At 41.3% G+C, this 17131-nt stretch carries 19 protein-coding genes; 5 read left to right on the top strand and 14 right to left on the bottom strand.

Features of this window, described 5'->3' with window-relative positions:
* Positions 1-68: 68 nt before the first annotated feature.
* Together M1E09_RS07985 and M1E09_RS07980 are read right to left on the bottom strand one after the other, a co-directional pair.
* Positions 69-764: an AIM24 family protein gene (locus tag M1E09_RS07985; protein ID WP_456274305.1), complete on the bottom strand. Its 696-nt coding sequence runs from the start codon at positions 762-764 to the stop codon at positions 69-71.
* Positions 765-778: 14 nt separating this feature from the next.
* Positions 779-1462: a class I SAM-dependent methyltransferase gene (locus M1E09_RS07980; RefSeq protein WP_456274304.1), complete on the bottom strand. Its 684-nt coding sequence runs from the start codon at positions 1460-1462 to the stop codon at positions 779-781.
* A gap of 226 nt (positions 1463-1688) precedes the next feature.
* On the opposite strand from M1E09_RS07980, the gene M1E09_RS07975 reads away from it, so the two are divergent.
* Positions 1689-1907 carry a DUF3892 domain-containing protein gene (locus M1E09_RS07975; RefSeq protein ID WP_456274303.1) on the top strand — a complete coding sequence of 73 codons (219 nt, stop codon included), beginning with the start codon at positions 1689-1691 and terminating at the stop codon, positions 1905-1907.
* 220 nt (positions 1908-2127) lie between these two features.
* Here M1E09_RS07975 and mntR read toward each other — a convergent pair whose 3' ends face one another.
* The gene (gene mntR / locus M1E09_RS07970; RefSeq protein ID WP_456274302.1) at positions 2128-2550 is read right to left on the bottom strand and encodes a transcriptional regulator MntR; all 423 of its coding nucleotides are present in this window, start codon (positions 2548-2550) and stop codon (positions 2128-2130) included.
* Positions 2551-2862: 312 nt separating this feature from the next.
* Here mntR and cspD point away from each other — a divergent pair, with 312 nt between their 5' ends.
* Entirely contained in the window at positions 2863-3063 is a 201-nt protein-coding gene (cspD, locus tag M1E09_RS07965) for a cold-shock protein CspD (RefSeq protein WP_113929350.1), read from the top strand.
* A gap of 190 nt (positions 3064-3253) precedes the next feature.
* Here cspD and M1E09_RS07960 read toward each other — a convergent pair whose 3' ends face one another.
* Together M1E09_RS07960 and M1E09_RS07955 are read right to left on the bottom strand one after the other, a co-directional pair.
* Positions 3254-3412 (bottom strand): zinc-finger domain-containing protein, encoded by a 159-nt coding sequence (locus M1E09_RS07960; RefSeq protein WP_456274938.1) that lies wholly within the window; start codon positions 3410-3412, stop codon positions 3254-3256.
* Between the two features lie 48 nt (positions 3413-3460).
* A complete protein-coding gene (locus M1E09_RS07955) occupies positions 3461-4114 on the bottom strand; it encodes a reverse transcriptase-like protein (protein WP_456274301.1) in 654 nt (217 codons plus the stop codon).
* 173 nt (positions 4115-4287) lie between these two features.
* Between M1E09_RS07955 and M1E09_RS07950 the strand changes: the two genes are divergently transcribed.
* Together M1E09_RS07950 and M1E09_RS07945 are read left to right on the top strand one after the other, a co-directional pair.
* The gene (locus M1E09_RS07950) at positions 4288-4965 is read left to right on the top strand and encodes a queuosine precursor transporter (RefSeq protein WP_456274300.1); all 678 of its coding nucleotides are present in this window, start codon (positions 4288-4290) and stop codon (positions 4963-4965) included.
* 114 nt (positions 4966-5079) lie between these two features.
* A complete protein-coding gene (locus M1E09_RS07945; RefSeq protein ID WP_456274299.1) occupies positions 5080-5487 on the top strand; it encodes a reverse transcriptase-like protein in 408 nt (135 codons plus the stop codon).
* Positions 5488-5657: 170 nt separating this feature from the next.
* On the opposite strand, the gene ltrA is transcribed toward M1E09_RS07945, so the two are convergent.
* The 3 genes from ltrA to M1E09_RS07930 all read right to left on the bottom strand — a co-directional run bounded on the left by ltrA (position 5658) and on the right by M1E09_RS07930 (position 8657).
* A complete protein-coding gene (gene ltrA, locus M1E09_RS07940; protein WP_456273109.1) occupies positions 5658-6932 on the bottom strand; it encodes a group II intron reverse transcriptase/maturase in 1275 nt (424 codons plus the stop codon).
* Positions 6933-7493: 561 nt separating this feature from the next.
* On the bottom strand, positions 7494-7802 hold the full coding sequence (locus M1E09_RS07935) for a DUF6123 family protein (RefSeq protein WP_456274937.1): 309 nt from the start codon (positions 7800-7802) through the stop codon (positions 7494-7496).
* Positions 7803-8171: 369 nt separating this feature from the next.
* Complete coding sequence (locus M1E09_RS07930) at positions 8172-8657, bottom strand: divergent PAP2 family protein (protein ID WP_456274298.1); 486 nt, start codon at positions 8655-8657, stop codon at positions 8172-8174.
* Positions 8658-8781: 124 nt separating this feature from the next.
* On the opposite strand from M1E09_RS07930, the gene sspL reads away from it, so the two are divergent.
* Positions 8782-8922, top strand: a complete 141-nt coding sequence (sspL, locus tag M1E09_RS07925) for a small, acid-soluble spore protein L (RefSeq protein WP_456274297.1) — start codon at positions 8782-8784, stop codon at positions 8920-8922.
* A 100-nt stretch (positions 8923-9022) separates the two neighbouring features.
* On the opposite strand, the gene M1E09_RS07920 is transcribed toward sspL, so the two are convergent.
* The 6 genes from M1E09_RS07920 to M1E09_RS07895 all read right to left on the bottom strand — a co-directional run bounded on the left by M1E09_RS07920 (position 9023) and on the right by M1E09_RS07895 (position 16881).
* A complete protein-coding gene (locus tag M1E09_RS07920) occupies positions 9023-9886 on the bottom strand; it encodes a 5'-3' exonuclease (RefSeq protein WP_456274936.1) in 864 nt (287 codons plus the stop codon).
* Positions 9887-10119: 233 nt separating this feature from the next.
* On the bottom strand, positions 10120-10953 hold the full coding sequence (locus M1E09_RS07915) for a sulfurtransferase (RefSeq protein WP_456274296.1): 834 nt from the start codon (positions 10951-10953) through the stop codon (positions 10120-10122).
* A 208-nt stretch (positions 10954-11161) separates the two neighbouring features.
* Complete coding sequence (locus M1E09_RS07910) at positions 11162-14797, bottom strand: dynamin family protein (protein WP_456274295.1); 3636 nt, start codon at positions 14795-14797, stop codon at positions 11162-11164.
* 179 nt (positions 14798-14976) lie between these two features.
* Positions 14977-15144, bottom strand: a complete 168-nt coding sequence (locus M1E09_RS07905; RefSeq protein WP_456274294.1) for a hypothetical protein — start codon at positions 15142-15144, stop codon at positions 14977-14979.
* 106 nt (positions 15145-15250) lie between these two features.
* Positions 15251-15811, bottom strand: coding sequence for an isoprenylcysteine carboxyl methyltransferase family protein (locus tag M1E09_RS07900; RefSeq protein ID WP_456274293.1), 561 nt, complete (start codon positions 15809-15811; stop codon positions 15251-15253).
* Positions 15811-16881, bottom strand: a complete 1071-nt coding sequence (locus M1E09_RS07895) for a type III polyketide synthase (protein WP_456274292.1) — start codon at positions 16879-16881, stop codon at positions 15811-15813. The genes M1E09_RS07900 and M1E09_RS07895 overlap by 1 nt, the downstream gene beginning before the upstream one ends.
* Positions 16882-17131 lie beyond the last annotated feature (250 nt).

Raw genomic sequence — 17131 nt, 5'->3', positions numbered from 1 at the left:
AATACACTATTAACAAATTTTCAAAAAAGCCTAATCAAAAAAGGAGAGTCGCCTCTCCCTTTTCAGGTTTATTGCTGCTGGCTGTAGTACACTTCCTCGAAAGGCTGTACGACCACGAAACCTTCCCCTTCAAATTTCATTTGTATTGATTCACCGCTTCCCCGGCCCAGAAATGTTTTAAGAGATACATCCGTTACAAAATCAGGCTCAAGGTTGCCTGACCACGCTACGGTTGCATTAGGGTCTGTATAAACTGGACTTCCTGGTTTGACAATAAGAGTTAATGGCTCATAGTGTGAAGTAATGGCAACCATCCCTGTACCTTCGACCCGTACATTGAATAATCCACCGGCCATCATGCCCGCTACCCTTCTCATAAGCTTTATGTCCCATTTTAAGTCCTGCTGGAATGCGAGCAGGTCATTTCCATTCACATAGATTGCGTCATCATCGAGGTTAAGAATGGAAATCTTTTTCCCTTGGTCCGCCAGATATAACTTACCTTGCCCGGTTGCCTTCATCAGTGAAGTGCCTTCTCCCGTTAAAGCCTTTTTGAAAAGTTTGCCCAACCCGTGTTCAAGGACACCTTCTCTTTCAAACTTAATCGTTCCCCGGTAAGAGACCATCGCTCCCATTTTTGCCCAAACCCCACCATCCAGGTTGACCTCAAGCATACGCGGAGTTTCCAATTCAAACAGTCCTTCTCCTTTGTCTTCCTGTTTGGTCTGCTGAATGAATTCGTCAATTGAAAATCGTTGTTTCAAAATAACCCCTCCTATTATTTACACTTCTTTCTGAACATGAACAATGTCATAAAGGTCAACGCCTGCTTCAATTCTTCAGACAAGTTCTTAACAAGGCTGTCATTCACACCTTTTTTATAAACCCATGTCTCAGCTTCTTTTTCTAACCCATTCTCCAATGCGAGTTTCTCCAATTCCCAAGGCATCATTGTATTGCAGATCACTTTCTCCCCATGCAGCCTTGGAAATGAATTTTCACGCGGGTGTGCAGTGGGCCCCAATATCCCGATACAAATCCACCCATCCTGTTTGACTATATCCGAAACTTTCTTCAAAGCATGAAGCGGATCTTCCGTCCATTCAAGAGAATTGATCAGCATGACTGCGTCAAACTGCTCCTCTTTAAAAGGCGGATTTGACAAATCACCCTGTAAAAAGCGTAACCTTGCGTTCTCTTGCTTGTTTGCAAGTTCAACCATTTTTTCAGATAAATCCATCCCGGTGACGTTATAACCATTCTCACTTAATAAATAAGAGCCAAATCCGTCGCCACACCCGAGATCAGCTACACTGCTTCCTTCAGGAATATGTTTTACCATAAAAGGAACAATATCTTTCCTGCTCCCTTCTTTCCACATATTCACACTGCGGCTGTGCCAGTTATTTGCATTGTTATCCCATCGCTCCCGGGCACTTTCATGCCATTCTTTACTCCCCATCTCGACACCTCTTTGCTGATTTTGTTATATGTAACAATGATTATTTACAAGCCCTATACCTTATCATTTCACAGCAAACCTCTAAAATCCTGCCTTCATAGAAATATTTAAAGCCGCTGACACAATTATACTGTGGAAAAATCAACAAGTTTAGCGTTTCGCCTTTTGAAAGGCCACACATTTGAACATACTAGGCATGAGAATAATTGTAAAGGGTGAACAAGCAGTGGAAGAAATCACTAGAATCCAGCGCAATCATGACGGGCAAATAATCAGTTTCCAAACCACTTCAGGCAGGATCATCTCATACCAAAAAGCAATCATGGAGGCACAGGAAGGGATTATTACCGGAGTATATGTGGAAGTTGACGGAGAAGGTACAACCCAGTTGACTAACAGCTATAATGATGATGGCGGCTTTTCACATTTGCCTGCAATTTTTTAAGTTTGCAGGCTTCGCTTTTATGTAAAATAGAGGTGATTCGGACTGAAATGGTCCCCGGAAGCAGAGTTGTGTCCGAATGCGGGGGTGATTCGGACTGAAATGACCTCCGGGTGCACATTTGTGTCCGAATACAGATCCCTCCAAAACACCTCAAGGATCTTTGCTGAGGAAATTGATATAACAAAAAAGGACGATTCTACTAATAGAAATCGTCCCTTTTTTATTCATTTTCGTTTTTATGCTGCATGCTTCTCAGCTGCTGTACCAATTCTTGATTTTCCTCAAACATCTGCACCAGATCACCGATTCTATCTATAGAATCCCAGCTCAGATGGTGTTCGATGCCCTCGACATCTTCATATATGTTCTCTTCTTTTACCCCTATCAGGTTTAAGAACTGCTCAAGAAGATCATGCCTGAAAACAAGGCGCTTCCCGATTTTATTTCCTTTTGCAGTGAGAATTAATCCCCGGTATTTTTCATAAACCAAATAATCGTCTTTATCTAATTTTTGTACCATTTTGGTCACTGAGGAGGGATGAACCGAAAGAGCATCGGCGATATCTGAAACTCTGGCATATCCTTTATTATCAATCAATAAATAAATCTGTTCGATATAATCCTCCATACTTGGCGTTGGCATAGTGAACCCTCCACATTGGTAAAATATCATTAAAAGTTTACTATAGATACTGCTTTAATACAACCTTTGGAAAAGTCAGGACAGGGAACAGAGAAGGTTTTCCCCTGAAAAACCTCTCCTATCCAAAACGTTTAAATTTTCTCACAAAAAAACTGCGCTAACTTTCTTGACTCTTCCAAACACGTTATTGTATATTAAAGACATCATTTACAGAATTCTTTGCCTTCTGATACGAATGACAAATGGTTCTTATAATGATAATATTTCCAGGAGCACAAATATGTGCTTGAAAGATTTAGGAGGAACAGTATTATGCAAAACGGTAAAGTAAAATGGTTCAACAATGAAAAAGGTTTCGGATTCATCGAAGTTGAAGGCGGAGACGATGTATTTGTTCACTTCACAGCTATCCAAGGTGAAGGTTTCAAATCATTAGAAGAAGGTCAAGAAGTTTCTTTCGAAATCGTAGAAGGCAACCGCGGACCTCAAGCTGCTAACGTAACTAAATTATAATATCGACTATATAGATGTTTAAAAGAGGCTGCTTTCCTGCAGCTTCTTTTTTTTCCCTAATTTCAGGACACAACTGAGTTAGTGCCTGCCGGGATACTTTTTTATTACCTACCACAACCAGAGACTTTGGAAATGCTCCATATAAAAAAGAAGCTTCAAGCGGAAGCTCCTTCCCTCTGCTTATAAATATCTATGTTAATTTCTTGCCCAGCTCCTTCAGCTTTTGGCCGACCGTACATTTCTCTATGCAAAAGCGATGTGCATGGCTCTTTCCATGCTCTTTTCTGAAGTGAGCTTTTAATAAGCAATCTTCACAATAGGTTACAAGAATTTCGTCCACTTTGTTAATGACTTGATTCCTTTCCAAAACTCCATCACCTTTCTGACATGCTGTCCATCAATATTTTGAATGGCTGTGTATGAATGTATCTTGAAGTGCCTGATTTGCCAAATGATCCGCTTCTTTGTTTTGTTTCCTGCCGATCGCTTCGTAAACGGGCTTAAGCCCAAGTGACTTTATCTTTGCTTCTATACGGTCCAGCCAGTTATTCAATGTTTCTTCATAACACGGCCATTCTCCTTCAAGCTGCTTTAACACCACTTGGGAATCACCTTTTATTATGCAGGGGACATGATGTACACCAAGCTCTTCCAGCAGGAGCATACAGGAGTATAGAGCAGCATATTCTGCCTCATTATTATTCTCAAGCTCCTCAAGTTTTTCATTCTTCCTGATTCTCCAATTTTCTCCGCCCTTTTCATAATAGATCACCATTCCCAACCCTGACAAAGCATTCTGCTTATCAAATCCACCATCAAAATAGACCATGATGTTTTCCGGTTCCTGCTCAAGTTCTTCGTTCAACTTGAGGAACTCTTTCCTGGTCCATTCATTATCCATCTCATCCCGGATAACGATATCTTCTGCCCGCCCGGTTTTCATTAGATCTTCAATTAAATAATCCACTACCCTGCGGTTTACCCATTCTGATTCAAATGTTACTTTTTCCGGGATTTTTCCGCTGTACTTCCAGATCACCTTCATTTTCAAAGCCAACCTCTCCTTTCAGCCTCGTTTATTGTCTGAATTGCTCCTACTATGTATAATGTACAAGGTCTTTGTATTTATTGCAGGGTATTCGCCTTGCTTTTCGTTAAGAATATATTTTATAAAGTTACTTTAGTATATGCATTAATACACTATAATTTCAGGGAGCTGTCAATATGTTCAATGAATGGTTCGGACTTATATTTGTTATTGTCAACTTCGTTCTCGTCCTGGCAATGTACAGGATTTTCGGAAGGACAGGTTTGTTCGTTTGGATAGGCGTCTCAACTATATTAGCCAATTTACAGGTGATTAAAACAATTGAAATTTTCGGGTTGACCGCTACTCTTGGGAATGCCATGTATGGCACCGCCTTCTTAGTAACAGATATCTTAAATGAGAAACACGGAAAAAAAGAAGCGCAAAAGGCAGTGTGGCTGGGCTTCTTTACCTTACTGGTCATGACGATCATCATGCAGATGGTGCTGGTGTTCGACCCTCATCCTGATGACTTTGCTCAAGGATCATTAGAAACTATCTTTGGGATGATACCTCGGATTGCAGCAGGAAGCCTGGCAGCTTACCTTGTCAGCCAATTTGCCGATGTATATATCTTCGCTTTTTTGAAAAAGAGATTCCCAAAGGACAGCCAGTTTTGGATCCGTAACAACGGAAGTACCATGATCAGCCAGCTGCTGGATACGATAGTCTTCACTTCAGTTGCTTTTCTTGGAGAGTTTCCTTTGGATGTCTGGGTTCAGATTTTGTTCACGACCTATTTATTAAAATGGATTATCGCTATACTGGACACTCCATTCGGATATCTTGCGAAAAGATTCACTCCAAATGATTAACTGCTCAAGGCTGTCTCACCAATGAGGCAGCCCCTTATTATATCTGCTCAAATAAGTTGAAGTTGGGCTGATTTGCGATTAGACTTATAATTACATATTTTTCGAGGTGACGACATGATTGAAGTATACATAGATGGAGCAAGCGCAGGAGACCCAGGAAAAAGCGGAGCTGGAATTTATATCAAAAATAATGGAGAAAATCTTTCATTTTCTATTCCTCTCGGAGTAAAAGAAAACCATGAAGCGGAATACCTTGCGTGCATGAAAGCTCTGCAGATCTGCAAAGAAAAAAACTATAAGGTTCTATCGTTCCGGAGTGATTCGCAAGCAGTCGTCAATGCTGTAGAGAAGGAATTTGCCCGGAACAAAAAATATAAAGTACTCTTAGAGGAAATACTGCGGCTCTCCAAAGAGTTTGACTTATTTTTCATCAAGTGGATTCCCAACAAAGAAAACAAGAGAGCTGATGAACTCGCGCGCAAGGCTATCCATTTGAATGAAAGCAAAAGCCAAAATGAATAACAAAAGAATAGGCGCAGATTTATCTTTATTGGCAATTGCATTCGTTCTTCTGCGAGTTAGGAAAGCTTTGAGTCAAAAAGAAATAATCGAGTAGAGGGAAAATAATCATGTTATTATTTTCGCCCCTCTCACAACACCGTACGTACGGGTCTCGTATACGGCGCTTCAACTTATATTACAGTGTGTACTTTTAGATAATGGGTTAAAACAGAAGGGAGTCCCCTCTGTTTTAGTCTTTCATTTGAAATTGCTCTATGGACCACTTTAGAAAGTCCTATAAACCGATAACCTTTTCTGCAGAAGGTTAGTCCTTTCGCTTCTTCCTTCGGAATCCCTAGTTGAATAAGCGATTTGATTTGTTTACTCGGAACTTTCCATTGTTTCCAGATGATGACCCTTATTCTAGAGCGGAGCTTCTGGTCTATTTGTTTGGTCACTTCTTTCATATTGGCAATCCTGAAGTAGTTCACCCATCCAAAAACGACTTGTTTCAATTTCAAAATTCGAAAGTCTAATGGAACACTCCAGTTTCGTTTTGTGAGTTGGCGAAGTTTTCTTTGAAATTTCCGTATTGAACTTAGATGAGGTTTTACTTGATATTTCTTGTTCTTATAGTCGTAATAATATCCGTATCCTAGAAATTTCAGTTCTTTGGGACGGGCAATCCTACTTTTCTCTGCGTTGACTATAAGTCCTAATTTCTTCTCAATGAATTTCACAATTGATTTCATTACTCGGTCCGCTGCTTTTTCGCTTTTCACAAAAATAAGTGAGTCATCAGCGTACCTTACGAATCTTAATCCTCTATTTTCAAGTTCTGTATCTAGTTCGTTCAACATGATATTACTCAGTAGTGGACTGAGGTTTCCTCCTTGCGGAGTACCGACAGGTGTATCTTCATACTTTCCATTTACTATGACTCCACTAACTAAGTACTTTCTAATTAATGAAATGACATCTCCATCATCAACTGTCTGAGATATAATGCGCATCAGTTTATCATGGTGGACTGTGTCGAAGAATCTTTCAAGATCGATATCAATAACCCAGTCATGTCCTTCATTCAGAAATTCCAAGCTTTTAATAATTGCCATCTCACAGCTTCTTTTTGGTCTGAATCCGTAACTGAATTCGCTGAACTGTTCTTCAAATATCGGACTGAGAACTTGATGAATGGCTTGTTGAACAACTCTGTCCACTACTGTTGGTATTCCCAATTTGCGCATCTTTCCGTTTTCTTTTGGGATCTCCACTCTTAAGGCAGCTTGTGGATGGTATTTTCTTGTTCTGATGCGCTTCCGCAATTCATCCTTGTTTTCCTTCAGGTATTGCTTTAGTTCATCGACCGTTACCCCATCTATCCCACTAGCGCCTTTATTTTTATAGACACGCAAGTAGGCTTCATTCATATTTTGATTACTAAGGATTTGTTCTAAAAGTTCCACACTCGTTTCTCCTTTCCTCTCACGTAGTAAGTGATATCTCGTATTTTGGCTATCCTCTGAGGTACGCTCATACTTTCACCATTAACACATTCGGAGTAGGTCACTTACGCGTTCGTGGTGTCGAAACACTATAAATTGTTCCGCCCTTCATGAATTCGCTTCACTACTATGGCTTCTGCTGACTTCTTGCGACTAACCTTTTTCGACTGTACTCCTGTACATCCGCAAGATCTCCCAGGGTAAGACAACTATCTTTCCTCTTTTACTCGCCTGATTTACTTCATAAAGTTACGCACATCTTTTGGACTTTAGTTTGTTATGGAACTTCATCCCTTTATAAAGCCTTTGTATCAGATTTCTGTTCGTCGAGCCAAGATTTTATTCCACGCTTCCTCCAGCCCTTATTTCACAATAAGTACCTTGCGCTTCCTTAGTGGTTGGTCGATGTGTACCCCCACAGTGGACTTTCACCACCTAGATAGTTGCCATGCCTGGCACACATACAAAAAGCAAAGACCAACTTAGTCTTTGCTTTTTGTGTCAACCCGGGTGCATAATATTTTAAGCCAGCAGTTCAAGGCCTTCAGCATACCTCCAGGCAGCCTTTCTGGTCCTGATATTATTTGAGTACAGTGTTTCTAATAAAGACATATAAAAACTGTTATCAAACCTTTTTTGTGCTTTCAAGGTGATTTCAATAGCCGCATTCACAATCTCATCAGAAGCATTCACCGAGCGTTTCCCAAAATAAATAAATCCAATTGCATCTTCCCCGAATTTAAATCCTTTATTCTCTAGATGAATAAGGAATTCTTCAGTTGTCTGTTTAGTGTACTTCACAATTCTCCTCACCTTGCAGTCAAAGTTCATCAGCGATGGCGGCCGGACCAGCTGTAAATTCGTACGTCGCTGAGCGGCCGCTTCCACTTTTGTTTCGTCCAGTTCCTGCGGCCAGCGACTAGCGAATTTCGGTCTCCCTCCTTGCGATAAGTCATCATCGAATCGCTCCGCTCTTCGTGATTCCTTTATCTCATGCGGGAGCCCTGTAAATTCGTACGTCGCTGAACGGCCACTTCCACTTTTGTTTCGTCCAGTTCCTGCGGCCAGCGACTAGCGAATTTCGGTCTCCCTCCTTGCGATAAGTCATCATCGAATCGCTCCGCTCTTCGTGATTCCTTTATCTCATGCGGGAGCCCTGTAAATTCGTACGTCGCTGAACGGCCGCTTCCACTTTTGATTCTATCTTACAAAAAATCTTCTTTTTTGCCTATCTTTTTTTCCAAGGAAGAAGCTGATTCCCCCTATAATTGTTCCGAATATGGCCCCGCCCAGTACTTCGACAGGCTGGTGGCCCAGCATTTCTTTTAGTTTCATTGGTTTTTCTTCAAATGGAATCGGTTGATCTTCATGCGCCTTACGGACCAGTTCATCCAGTGAGTTCACTTTTAATGTCAGTTCACCTGTCTGCCTGCGGATTCCCTGGGCATCGTACATGACGATCAGGCCGAAAACGAATGACAAAGCGAAGTCAATCGTTGAGAATCCTTTTTTCAAAGCAATGAATGTTGTCAGCGATGATACACCTGCTGAATGGGAACTGGGCATTCCCCCAGTTTGAAAAAACAACAGCGGATTCCATCTTCCTGTCTTAAGATAATGCAAAGGAATCTTCAATGCCTGTGCAGCAAAAATACTTAATAATGCTGTAACGACCCCTCTATTCATCCACTCACCTCCCATCTGCACCCTAAAGAAAAATCCATTCAGGTTCCGCCTCATTAGTGTAACCAATTGATTTATTTACATTAAATTCTGGATGGATGGTGAAAATAATATCGGAGGTGACATTATGAGCAAAAAACATAACAAAAATCGAGGAACGAAAGCACCGGCAGTAAATCCTCAAGGGTACCCACAGGATGGAGAAGCAACAAACGATCCGAAATCCGAGCTGGAGAACAGAGCGAAACGGGCAAACACCAAAATTTAACATTACATCATAACAGATATGCATGGTAAAGGCGATGTTTTCGCCTTTACCATGCACAAGAAAAGAGATTTACCATAAAAGGATAAATCTCTTTTTTACACTATGCATGTTCGCTGATTAAATGATCTTTTCCGATAAGAAACCTTCTCAAAACCCTCAGTTCCAATTCCTCAATCATGGACATGGCTGCTGGTGAGATGGAATTCCAACGGGCTTCCTCCAGTGTGAAGGTTAGCGGTACATCACATTTAATTTCAGCCAGTTTTCGGGAAAGATGAAGCATTTCCAAGTCATTCTCGATCTTCTTCCTTTGAGAAGGAGTGAGATGATGAATGCCATCAAGAATTCCTTGTATGTGCTGATGTTCCTGAATCAATTTAACCGCCGTTTTTTCACCGATGCCTTTAACACCCGGATAACCATCACTCGTATCCCCCATTAAAGCCTTCACATCAATAAACTGTTCCGGAGTCAGCCCTTTTTCTTCTATAAAATAATCCTTCGAATAGGTATGGTAATTGCCGAATCCTTTCTTCAAAAGAACCACATCAATATTATCGTCCAGAAGCTGAAGCAAATCCTGGTCCCCGCTTAGAATCGATACCTTTGTATCTTTAGAGGCACTTTTAGCGATTGTTCCAATACAATCATCTGCTTCATACCCGCTCATGCCGATATTATATAATGCAAATCCTTCTGCCACTTCCTTCGCCAGGTCAAATTGAGGAATCAATTCAACTGGGGGAGCATTCCGGTTTGCTTTGTAATCTGAATAGATTTCATTTCTGAATGTAGAACTTCCCATATCCCAGCAGACTGCTGCATGGCTTGGATTGAAATGCTCGACAGCCATCAGGAGATGCTTCATAAAACCTTGGACTCCATTTGTCGGCTGTCCTTTCGTATTTATCATAAATTGTCCTGAAACGGCCGTCGCAAAGAAAGAGCGAAACAATAACGCCATTCCATCGATCAAAAGTAAATGTTCATTATGCTTTTCCACATTAACCACTCCTTTGTTCACTTAAGCATTATATCATATTTAATGGATATATTTTTTTGAAATTCTTAGGAGAGATCAGATAATGTGAGCGTGGTGAACCAGTTGATGTTTTATACGGGGAGGAAATTTTAACGGAATGGTTTGCTGCATCTAAAAAAGTACCGGGCTCCCTTCAAGGAGCCTGGGTCTAGTTATCATTTTCTTGTTTCCACTTCATGTTCTTCATAAGAGACCCAGTCGCTATAGCTGCCCGGGTAAAGTTTTACGTTCGTAAAGCCCGCTTCCCATAAAGAGAGGATATTCGGAGTAGCAGTCACTCCAGAGCCGCAATATACAACCACAGGGCTGTCTTTATCCAAATGGGCCCAACGCTTCTGATGTTCTTCTGCTTTCAGGAAACGTCCATCCTTCAACCCTTCAGTCCAGACGTAATTAACCGCTCCGGGAATATGTCCTGGTATTCTGTCAATCGGTTCGCTCAAGCCGCGATATCTGTCATTCGCCCGTGAATCGATAAGAATCCCTTCACCATCTTTACTGGCGATTTTTCTAACGTCTTCAACTGCTGCAGTCATTTCCTGCTGTACATCCGCCTTATAGTGCGTCAAAGGAAGTTCCACTGCCTTTGATGTTGTTGGAAGCTCACGCTTTTTCCAGCCTTGAAACCCTTCATCTAAAATAAACGCCTTTTCATGGCCGATATATTTCAACAGCCACCAGCAGCGGGCCGCGAAGGTACCTTCTCCATTATCATAAGTGATCACGGTTGTTTCATTTTCTATACTTGCTTGTTGCAGTTTTTGAACAAATTCAGCAATATCAGGAAGAGGGTGACGCCCCCCATGCTCCTTTACAGTACCTGATAAATCTTGTTCTAAGTCAAAATAAACTGCTCCAGGAATATGATCTGTTTCATACAGGTTTTTTCCGAAAGACGGTTCACCAAGTTTAAAGCGGCAATCAATGATTCTTATCTTTGAATCAGTATAATGTGACTGCAGCCATGAAATACCTTTAGTGTTCTTCATGTGGTTCTTCCCCCTCCTTATCCATTAATTCCTTGATATGTTCCTTTGGGGTCCAACAATTAAATTGGTAGTCAGGCCGGGTATCAAACCCCAGCCTCTTACATTGATAATGCATTTTCCCATGGCGTCTCTCAGCAGAAAAGTGCTGACAGGTTGCACAGGCATGAAACCGGCTGTATGTCATCTTCTTCTCCCCTTAAGTCCCCTGTTATTTGGAAGCAAGGTTCTCGTAGACCTCTTTCCAGCTTTCAAGGTTTTCACTTGATCTGAGAGCGTCCAACCAGGAATTGATCTGCTCTTCCGACTGTTTCCATAAGTAATCAGTCATCCTGTTATGTTCAGTTTCCAGATAGTCTAATGCCCACTCTTCAATTTGTTTTTTTGATTGAGCAAGGTATTTATCTGCAGGTGATTGAAGATTCTCTTGCAATTCTTCCATCAACTTTTTCTTTCCATTATTTTCAAAGAAGTCCTTACTGTTTTTGAAAAGACGCATGGCCTGCTGAAATTGTATTCTTTCCAATTCAGAAAAGGCTTGTGAAAAATCGATCTCCTTTGGCTCTTTCAAATCAGCTGGGGAAAATACAAGGTTTTCCTGCATTTTTTTAATTTTTTCTTCGTACACTTCATACTTGGAAATCAATTGCTTTTCAGAGAACTTTTCTACCCTTAACGATGTCGCACGCATTTCCTGTGTGAAATCAAAACCGACCGACTCAAGCAATTCTTCCAGCCCTGCGTTCAAAGCTGATTTTGAAGAGGCATGCTGTGAAAACAGTGCAGGATGGAATGCTTCTTTAAAGAAATCAGAAAAACGCAGAAACACTCTTTGCTTTACATAATGAACAAGTTCCTTTATTTCTTGTGTTACTCTGAGCTTCAAACTCTCTGGAGCTTCATTATCCAGGTAAGATTTCACTTCCAGGAGGAGTTCCCCAAGCTCGGTTTTTCTTTCTTCCCGCTTCGCTTCATCCATAGAAGAGTTATCAATAAGGGTTTTCAAACGTTCGAGCCCCCTTTCCCATTCAGCTTGTGCTGACTGGGCTGCCATCATTTTCAGTTCTCCATCAATGAATTGGCCAAACGCTTCTTTAAAGATATCGATTCCTGACTCAGCATAGGACTCTTCTGCCACCGCCAGCTTGGAAGAGACGCCGAATATCCGCGGAAATCTTATCCCATATTCGACCAGCTGTCCTTGAACATAGTTGATAACTTCCTGTTCTTCTTCTTCATCTTTTGCCAAATCGACCGCATTGACTATGAAGAACATCTTATCCATTTCAAATGCATCCTTGACCCTTCCAAGCTGGATCAAAAATTCGCGGTCAGCTTTGGCAAATGCATGGTTGTAATACGTAACAAAAAGAATGGCGTCGGAATTTTTGATGTATTGGAATGCGACGCCTGTATGCCTTGCATTGATTGAATCTGCTCCCGGTGTATCAACAAGGGTAATCCCCTGGCGGGTGACCGGTGAATCATAGTACAAATCGATTGACTCGACAAAACAGGACTGGCTTTCATTTGCTACATAGCCTTTAAATTCTTCCAAATCGGCATGCAGAACTTCGCCAAGGTGAGAGCTGTATTGTTCATATCCTTTTGAGAATGCAGCCAGGAAGGAAAGATGGATCTTTTCTTTCCCTTCTCCTTCGGCGCTCTTTAACAAGTCAGGAATCAGCTCTGCCGCTTCCTGCAACGTTTGGGCATCATACTTGAATACTTTCATTGAATTCCGGATATCTTCCATCATTTGGACTTTTGTCTTTAGGTATACTTGTGCGGTACCATGCTCATGTCCATCCATAGGAGGTCTTATCCTGTTGATGGAGGCAGTGGTAGGGTTCGGGCTCACAGGAAGCACTTTACTGCCAAGCAGCGCATTGGCAAATGAAGACTTTCCAGCACTGAAAGCTCCGAAAAGGGCAATGGTGAACTGCTGTTCCTTCAGCCGTTCTGCTTTTTTCTTCAGAACTTCGGCCGTCTGGCTTAACCCGGATATGTTCCCAAACCTGGAGGACATCTCATTCAACCGTTCAATCAACGGCTCTAACTCAATGAGGTCTTCATTTACTTCTGCAATGTTTTCTGAAGCTTCCTTCTCGACTGCTTGATCAACATTACTCTCTATATCTTCATTTTCTTTTTCATAGATTGAATAATTACTCTTTGACTCTTCCCATTTGTGTTCCCAGGAGTCTACTGTATCCTTAGGACTAAGATTCACAGTACCCTCAGCAATACTTTCTACATTATTGATCCTGATTTCAAGATCTTCATGATAGAAGGCCAGTTGTTTTATAGCATTCGCTTTTTTCTTTATCTGATCATATTGCTTATCCAGCAATTCTTTTTCTTCACTTTTCTCTCTGTCTACGACTTCAATAAGGCGCTCTTTAAGACCCTCCGTTTGTCTGCGGGCTTTTCTTTTCATCTTTCCGGCAAGGTCTTCACAGTAGTTCAGAACATATTCGCCCGTCACCCTGGCACCTTTTTTGACACTGTCATTTATATCTTCTTCTGTAACCTCTACTGTAAATCCTTCTGAGTTTGCAGTCAGTTCTTCATCGTGTAAACCAGCCTGCTTCAGGACAAGGCTCCCTAACCCCCGGAGATGCCACTCAAGCTGAGATTCTACGCTGCCTTTCAGGGTCTTAATCAATGCATTCAAGCGATGATGCCTTTCCTCTTCTGTTTTCTTTTTTGAAAAGAACAGCCCCACTTTAAAATCGGATTGTAGAGATTCGAGATAGTTTTTTGCCAGTTCACGTGTTTCAAATGGCATCAAGTAGGCATTTTGAAGAATTTTTTCTCTCTCTTCTTCAAAAGCACCAACATATCTTCTGGTATCCGTTGCCGCGATTTTGGTTTGAAGTTCAGCCTCTTTTTCCATTATGGCAGCACCGTCTTCAATATCCCCAGGTTCAAGGATGGAAGACAAGGAATCCTTCTGCCCTTTCAGCTTTTCTTTCAGCCAGCGATGATGCTCATTGACAAGGCGGCTAACCCCTGCAGCGAAAGACTGCTGCAGCAGTTCATCTCTTTGCTGGAATTGCCTGTTGATCAAGCTCCTTACCTCTGAAAATTCATTATCAGGGTTGTCCTGATCCCTTAATGAAGTAAAGAAAATCCTCTCGGGTTCCACCTGCCATGCGGCAAATGAATCCTTGACTGACTGTTTGAACTCTTGAAACGATAATTCTTCCTCATTATGTTTATCAATCTGGTTAACAATCAGATACAGGCGGACTCCATGGGCAGCCAGCTCCCGGGTGTATTCAAAATTCAATTGGGACTGAACATGATTGTAATCCATGACGTAAAATACAATATCCGCCAGGTGGAGAGCAGATTCTGTGGAAATGCGATGGGCATCATCAGTACTATCCACCCCAGGTGTATCGAGTACTGTCACTCCATCAGGCAATTTTGTATCTGTTTTGCCAATTTCAATACTTTGAACTTTCTGGCCATCTTTACAGTATTTTTTTACAACATTAAAGTCGTACGCACCATTAAATAAAACAGATTGCTGATCGTGATAATGGATTTTTGCGAAATCCTTTTCGGTGTGATGGATTTTCACAAGATTGGCTGATGTCGGTATCGGACTTGACGGGAGTAATTCTTCTCCGGCCAGCGCATTAATCATTGTGGATTTACCAGCTGAAAAATGGCCGCAGAATCCTGCAATGAATTCATTCTTCCAGAATTTATGGGCGAGCAGTTCCGCTTTGGAAGCTGACTCCTTATCCCCATTTTCCACTAACGTTTCATATAATGAAGCAAGTTTTTTTATCTTTCCATCAGTTGTAGTCTTTGTTTGTGATAGCGTTTGCAATCTAACCTTCCCCTTATACCTTTGAGTAATGTAACAATATGCATCTTATATTTTATCTTATTAGGCGTTCCATTCCTATCAAAACATGGAGGCAAATTCCTTAGTAAAGCCAAAAAGGACTCAACGTTCAAGTAGATCTTGAACATTCAGTCCTTTTTGGCAATTAGTATTCATTGTAATTATCGGTCATAAGCCGGAATCAAGTCTCTTGCATCTTTCTCTCCGGATAATGTATCGGCAGAATGATTCATCAGGGTTTTACGGTTGGATACAAAGACATTGTTTAATACAACTTTCATTAACACGCCATATACCGCTGCCGTTAAAATAATCAAAAACCAAGTCATGTCGGAAACCCCTTCCTTTAAACCTGTGTTGAGAATAATTTTCATCTTCAATTAGAATCTTATCAGAAACGATAATCATTTTCAATAAGGTTTTATCATTTTTCTGTTAATTACCTTTTTTTGTAATGGGTATAAGACGTTTTTTCTCACCGTGCACAAATTGATAGTCTGTCACCTCTGACAGTGCCTTTTCCTCAAGAGGGATGCGAACAGACAAAATGAACTGATTCAGGAGGGCAAAAATAAATAAAGTCCAATATGCATTGAACATCAGCGGAATGACGATCAGTTCAATTGTTACGATAAAATAATTCGGATGCTTCATGAATTTGTAAGGCCCTTTCGCTACCACATCTGCTTGTGGCAGGACAATGATTTTCGTATTCCAAAAACGCCCCAGTGAAGTGATGACCCATACTCTTCCAGCCTGTGTCAGCAAAAAAGCAGCAAATAATATCACCCAGTATTCGTTCAGGGATTCCCCCCCTGCTGATCCCTCCACTAACAGGGACACGAAGAACAACACATGGATCGTGACCATAAGTTTATAGTGCCTTTGACCGTATTCTACACCACCCTGTCCTTTCAGCCACCTTTCGTTGCTTTTGGCAATAAACAGTTCAACAATCCGTTGAATTGCGATAACTGCAAACAGCAAATAAAACATTATTCCCACCTCATCAATAACAATTCAGAACTGAAACCAGGCCCCAAGGCCACCCCCAGGCCAATCTCGCCTGCGTTGATTTCTTTCTTTAAGTGCTCTTTCAACACATAATGTATGGTCACGGATGACATGTTGCCAAACCGTTTCAATATATCTTTTGATATTTCCAGAAGAGAGTTATCCAAGTGAAGGGCTTTTCGATAAGCTTCTATCACCTTTTTCCCCCCGGGGTGTGCAACAAAATGGTTGATATCTTTCAATTTCAACCCGTGCTTATCCAAAAATGACTCCACATTGGGCTTTAACCAATCTTCTATTATAGAAGGGATATCCTTTGAAAAAACAACAAATAGTCCGTCATTCTTGATATTCCATCCCATAACGTCCAATGAGTCTTTCATAGTTGTTGACTGGGTTGCAATGACGGATGGCAATGGGACTTCAGCCTCTCTTACAGCGGCACTTTCATCGCCGCAGACAAGAGCACAAGCTGTCCCATCCGCAAACAAGGAGGTACCAATCAGATTGCTTTTGGATCTGTCACCATGCTGAAATGTCAATGAACATAGCTCAATCGTCAACACCAGGACATTTGCTGTTGGGAATGCAAGACAGTATTCATAAGCGCGTGATAATCCGCTTGCTCCTCCTGCGCATCCCAGCCCCCATATCGGTATTCTTTTGACATGATCATGAAAAGGAAGGTGATTCATGATCCTTGCTTCTATACTTGGCGTTGCCAATCCGGTAGTGCAGATGGTGAAAATCGCCTCTATTTCCTCAAATGGAACACCGCTGTTTTCCATGCACTTCTGTATCGCTTCTTTCCCAAGTTTTTCAGCATTCACAATAAAGGAATCATTTTTTTCTTGAAAAGAACGGGGGCTTTTGAACCAGTCTATATCCTGGACAAAATGCCTTGACTCTATATCTCCATTCTGAAATACCGGCAGAAGCCGTTTAATATCCCGGAAGTTCTCTGAGAACAAATTCTCGGCAAATCTGGCTACTTCCTCTTGTCCAATGCAGTATGGAGGTATTGCTGTTTCCACTCTCATGATTTTGGGCATTTGAAATCTCTCCTTACCTCAGTAAGGATATCTTTTCCAACCGCGAATAATTCATTCATTTTTCTTTATACAGAATCTAAACAGTTCTTTCTACCTGCCGATAATAGGTATATAAACTACTTAATTTTTGAAGTCGAGTCCCTTTATCCTTTCTGCATGTTTACTAGAGTGTTATCTTAGAAAACAGTCTTATCAAAGGCTCATTGTTATAAATGTTAGAATTCCACTCTATGGGTGCCTGGTTTTGCAT

The organism is Bacillus sp. AK031, from assembly GCF_053903065.1.
This window is presented reverse-complemented; position numbering and strand designations above follow the sequence as displayed.

What these genes read in the sequence shown, in the direction of transcription:
- M1E09_RS07980 (WP_456274304.1), bottom strand. Translation starts at nt 1,462, where the DNA reads ATGGGGAGTAAAGAATGGCATGAAAGTGCCCGGGAGCGATGGGATAAC.
- mntR (WP_456274302.1), bottom strand. Translation starts at nt 2,550, where the DNA reads ATGCCAACGCCAAGTATGGAGGATTATATCGAACAGATTTATTTATTG.
- cspD (WP_113929350.1), top strand. Translation starts at nt 2,863, where the DNA reads ATGCAAAACGGTAAAGTAAAATGGTTCAACAATGAAAAAGGTTTCGGA.
- M1E09_RS07950 (WP_456274300.1), top strand. Translation starts at nt 4,288, where the DNA reads ATGTTCAATGAATGGTTCGGACTTATATTTGTTATTGTCAACTTCGTT.
- M1E09_RS07945 (WP_456274299.1), top strand. Translation starts at nt 5,080, where the DNA reads ATGATTGAAGTATACATAGATGGAGCAAGCGCAGGAGACCCAGGAAAA.
- M1E09_RS07935 (WP_456274937.1), bottom strand. Translation starts at nt 7,802, where the DNA reads ATGAACTTTGACTGCAAGGTGAGGAGAATTGTGAAGTACACTAAACAG.
- M1E09_RS07930 (WP_456274298.1), bottom strand. Translation starts at nt 8,657, where the DNA reads ATGAATAGAGGGGTCGTTACAGCATTATTAAGTATTTTTGCTGCACAG.
- sspL (WP_456274297.1), top strand. Translation starts at nt 8,782, where the DNA reads ATGAGCAAAAAACATAACAAAAATCGAGGAACGAAAGCACCGGCAGTA.
- M1E09_RS07920 (WP_456274936.1), bottom strand. Translation starts at nt 9,886, where the DNA reads ATGGCGTTATTGTTTCGCTCTTTCTTTGCGACGGCCGTTTCAGGACAA.
- M1E09_RS07915 (WP_456274296.1), bottom strand. Translation starts at nt 10,953, where the DNA reads ATGAAGAACACTAAAGGTATTTCATGGCTGCAGTCACATTATACTGAT.
- M1E09_RS07905 (WP_456274294.1), bottom strand. Translation starts at nt 15,144, where the DNA reads ATGACTTGGTTTTTGATTATTTTAACGGCAGCGGTATATGGCGTGTTA.
- M1E09_RS07900 (WP_456274293.1), bottom strand. Translation starts at nt 15,811, where the DNA reads ATGTTTTATTTGCTGTTTGCAGTTATCGCAATTCAACGGATTGTTGAA.
- M1E09_RS07895 (WP_456274292.1), bottom strand. Translation starts at nt 16,881, where the DNA reads ATGCCCAAAATCATGAGAGTGGAAACAGCAATACCTCCATACTGCATT.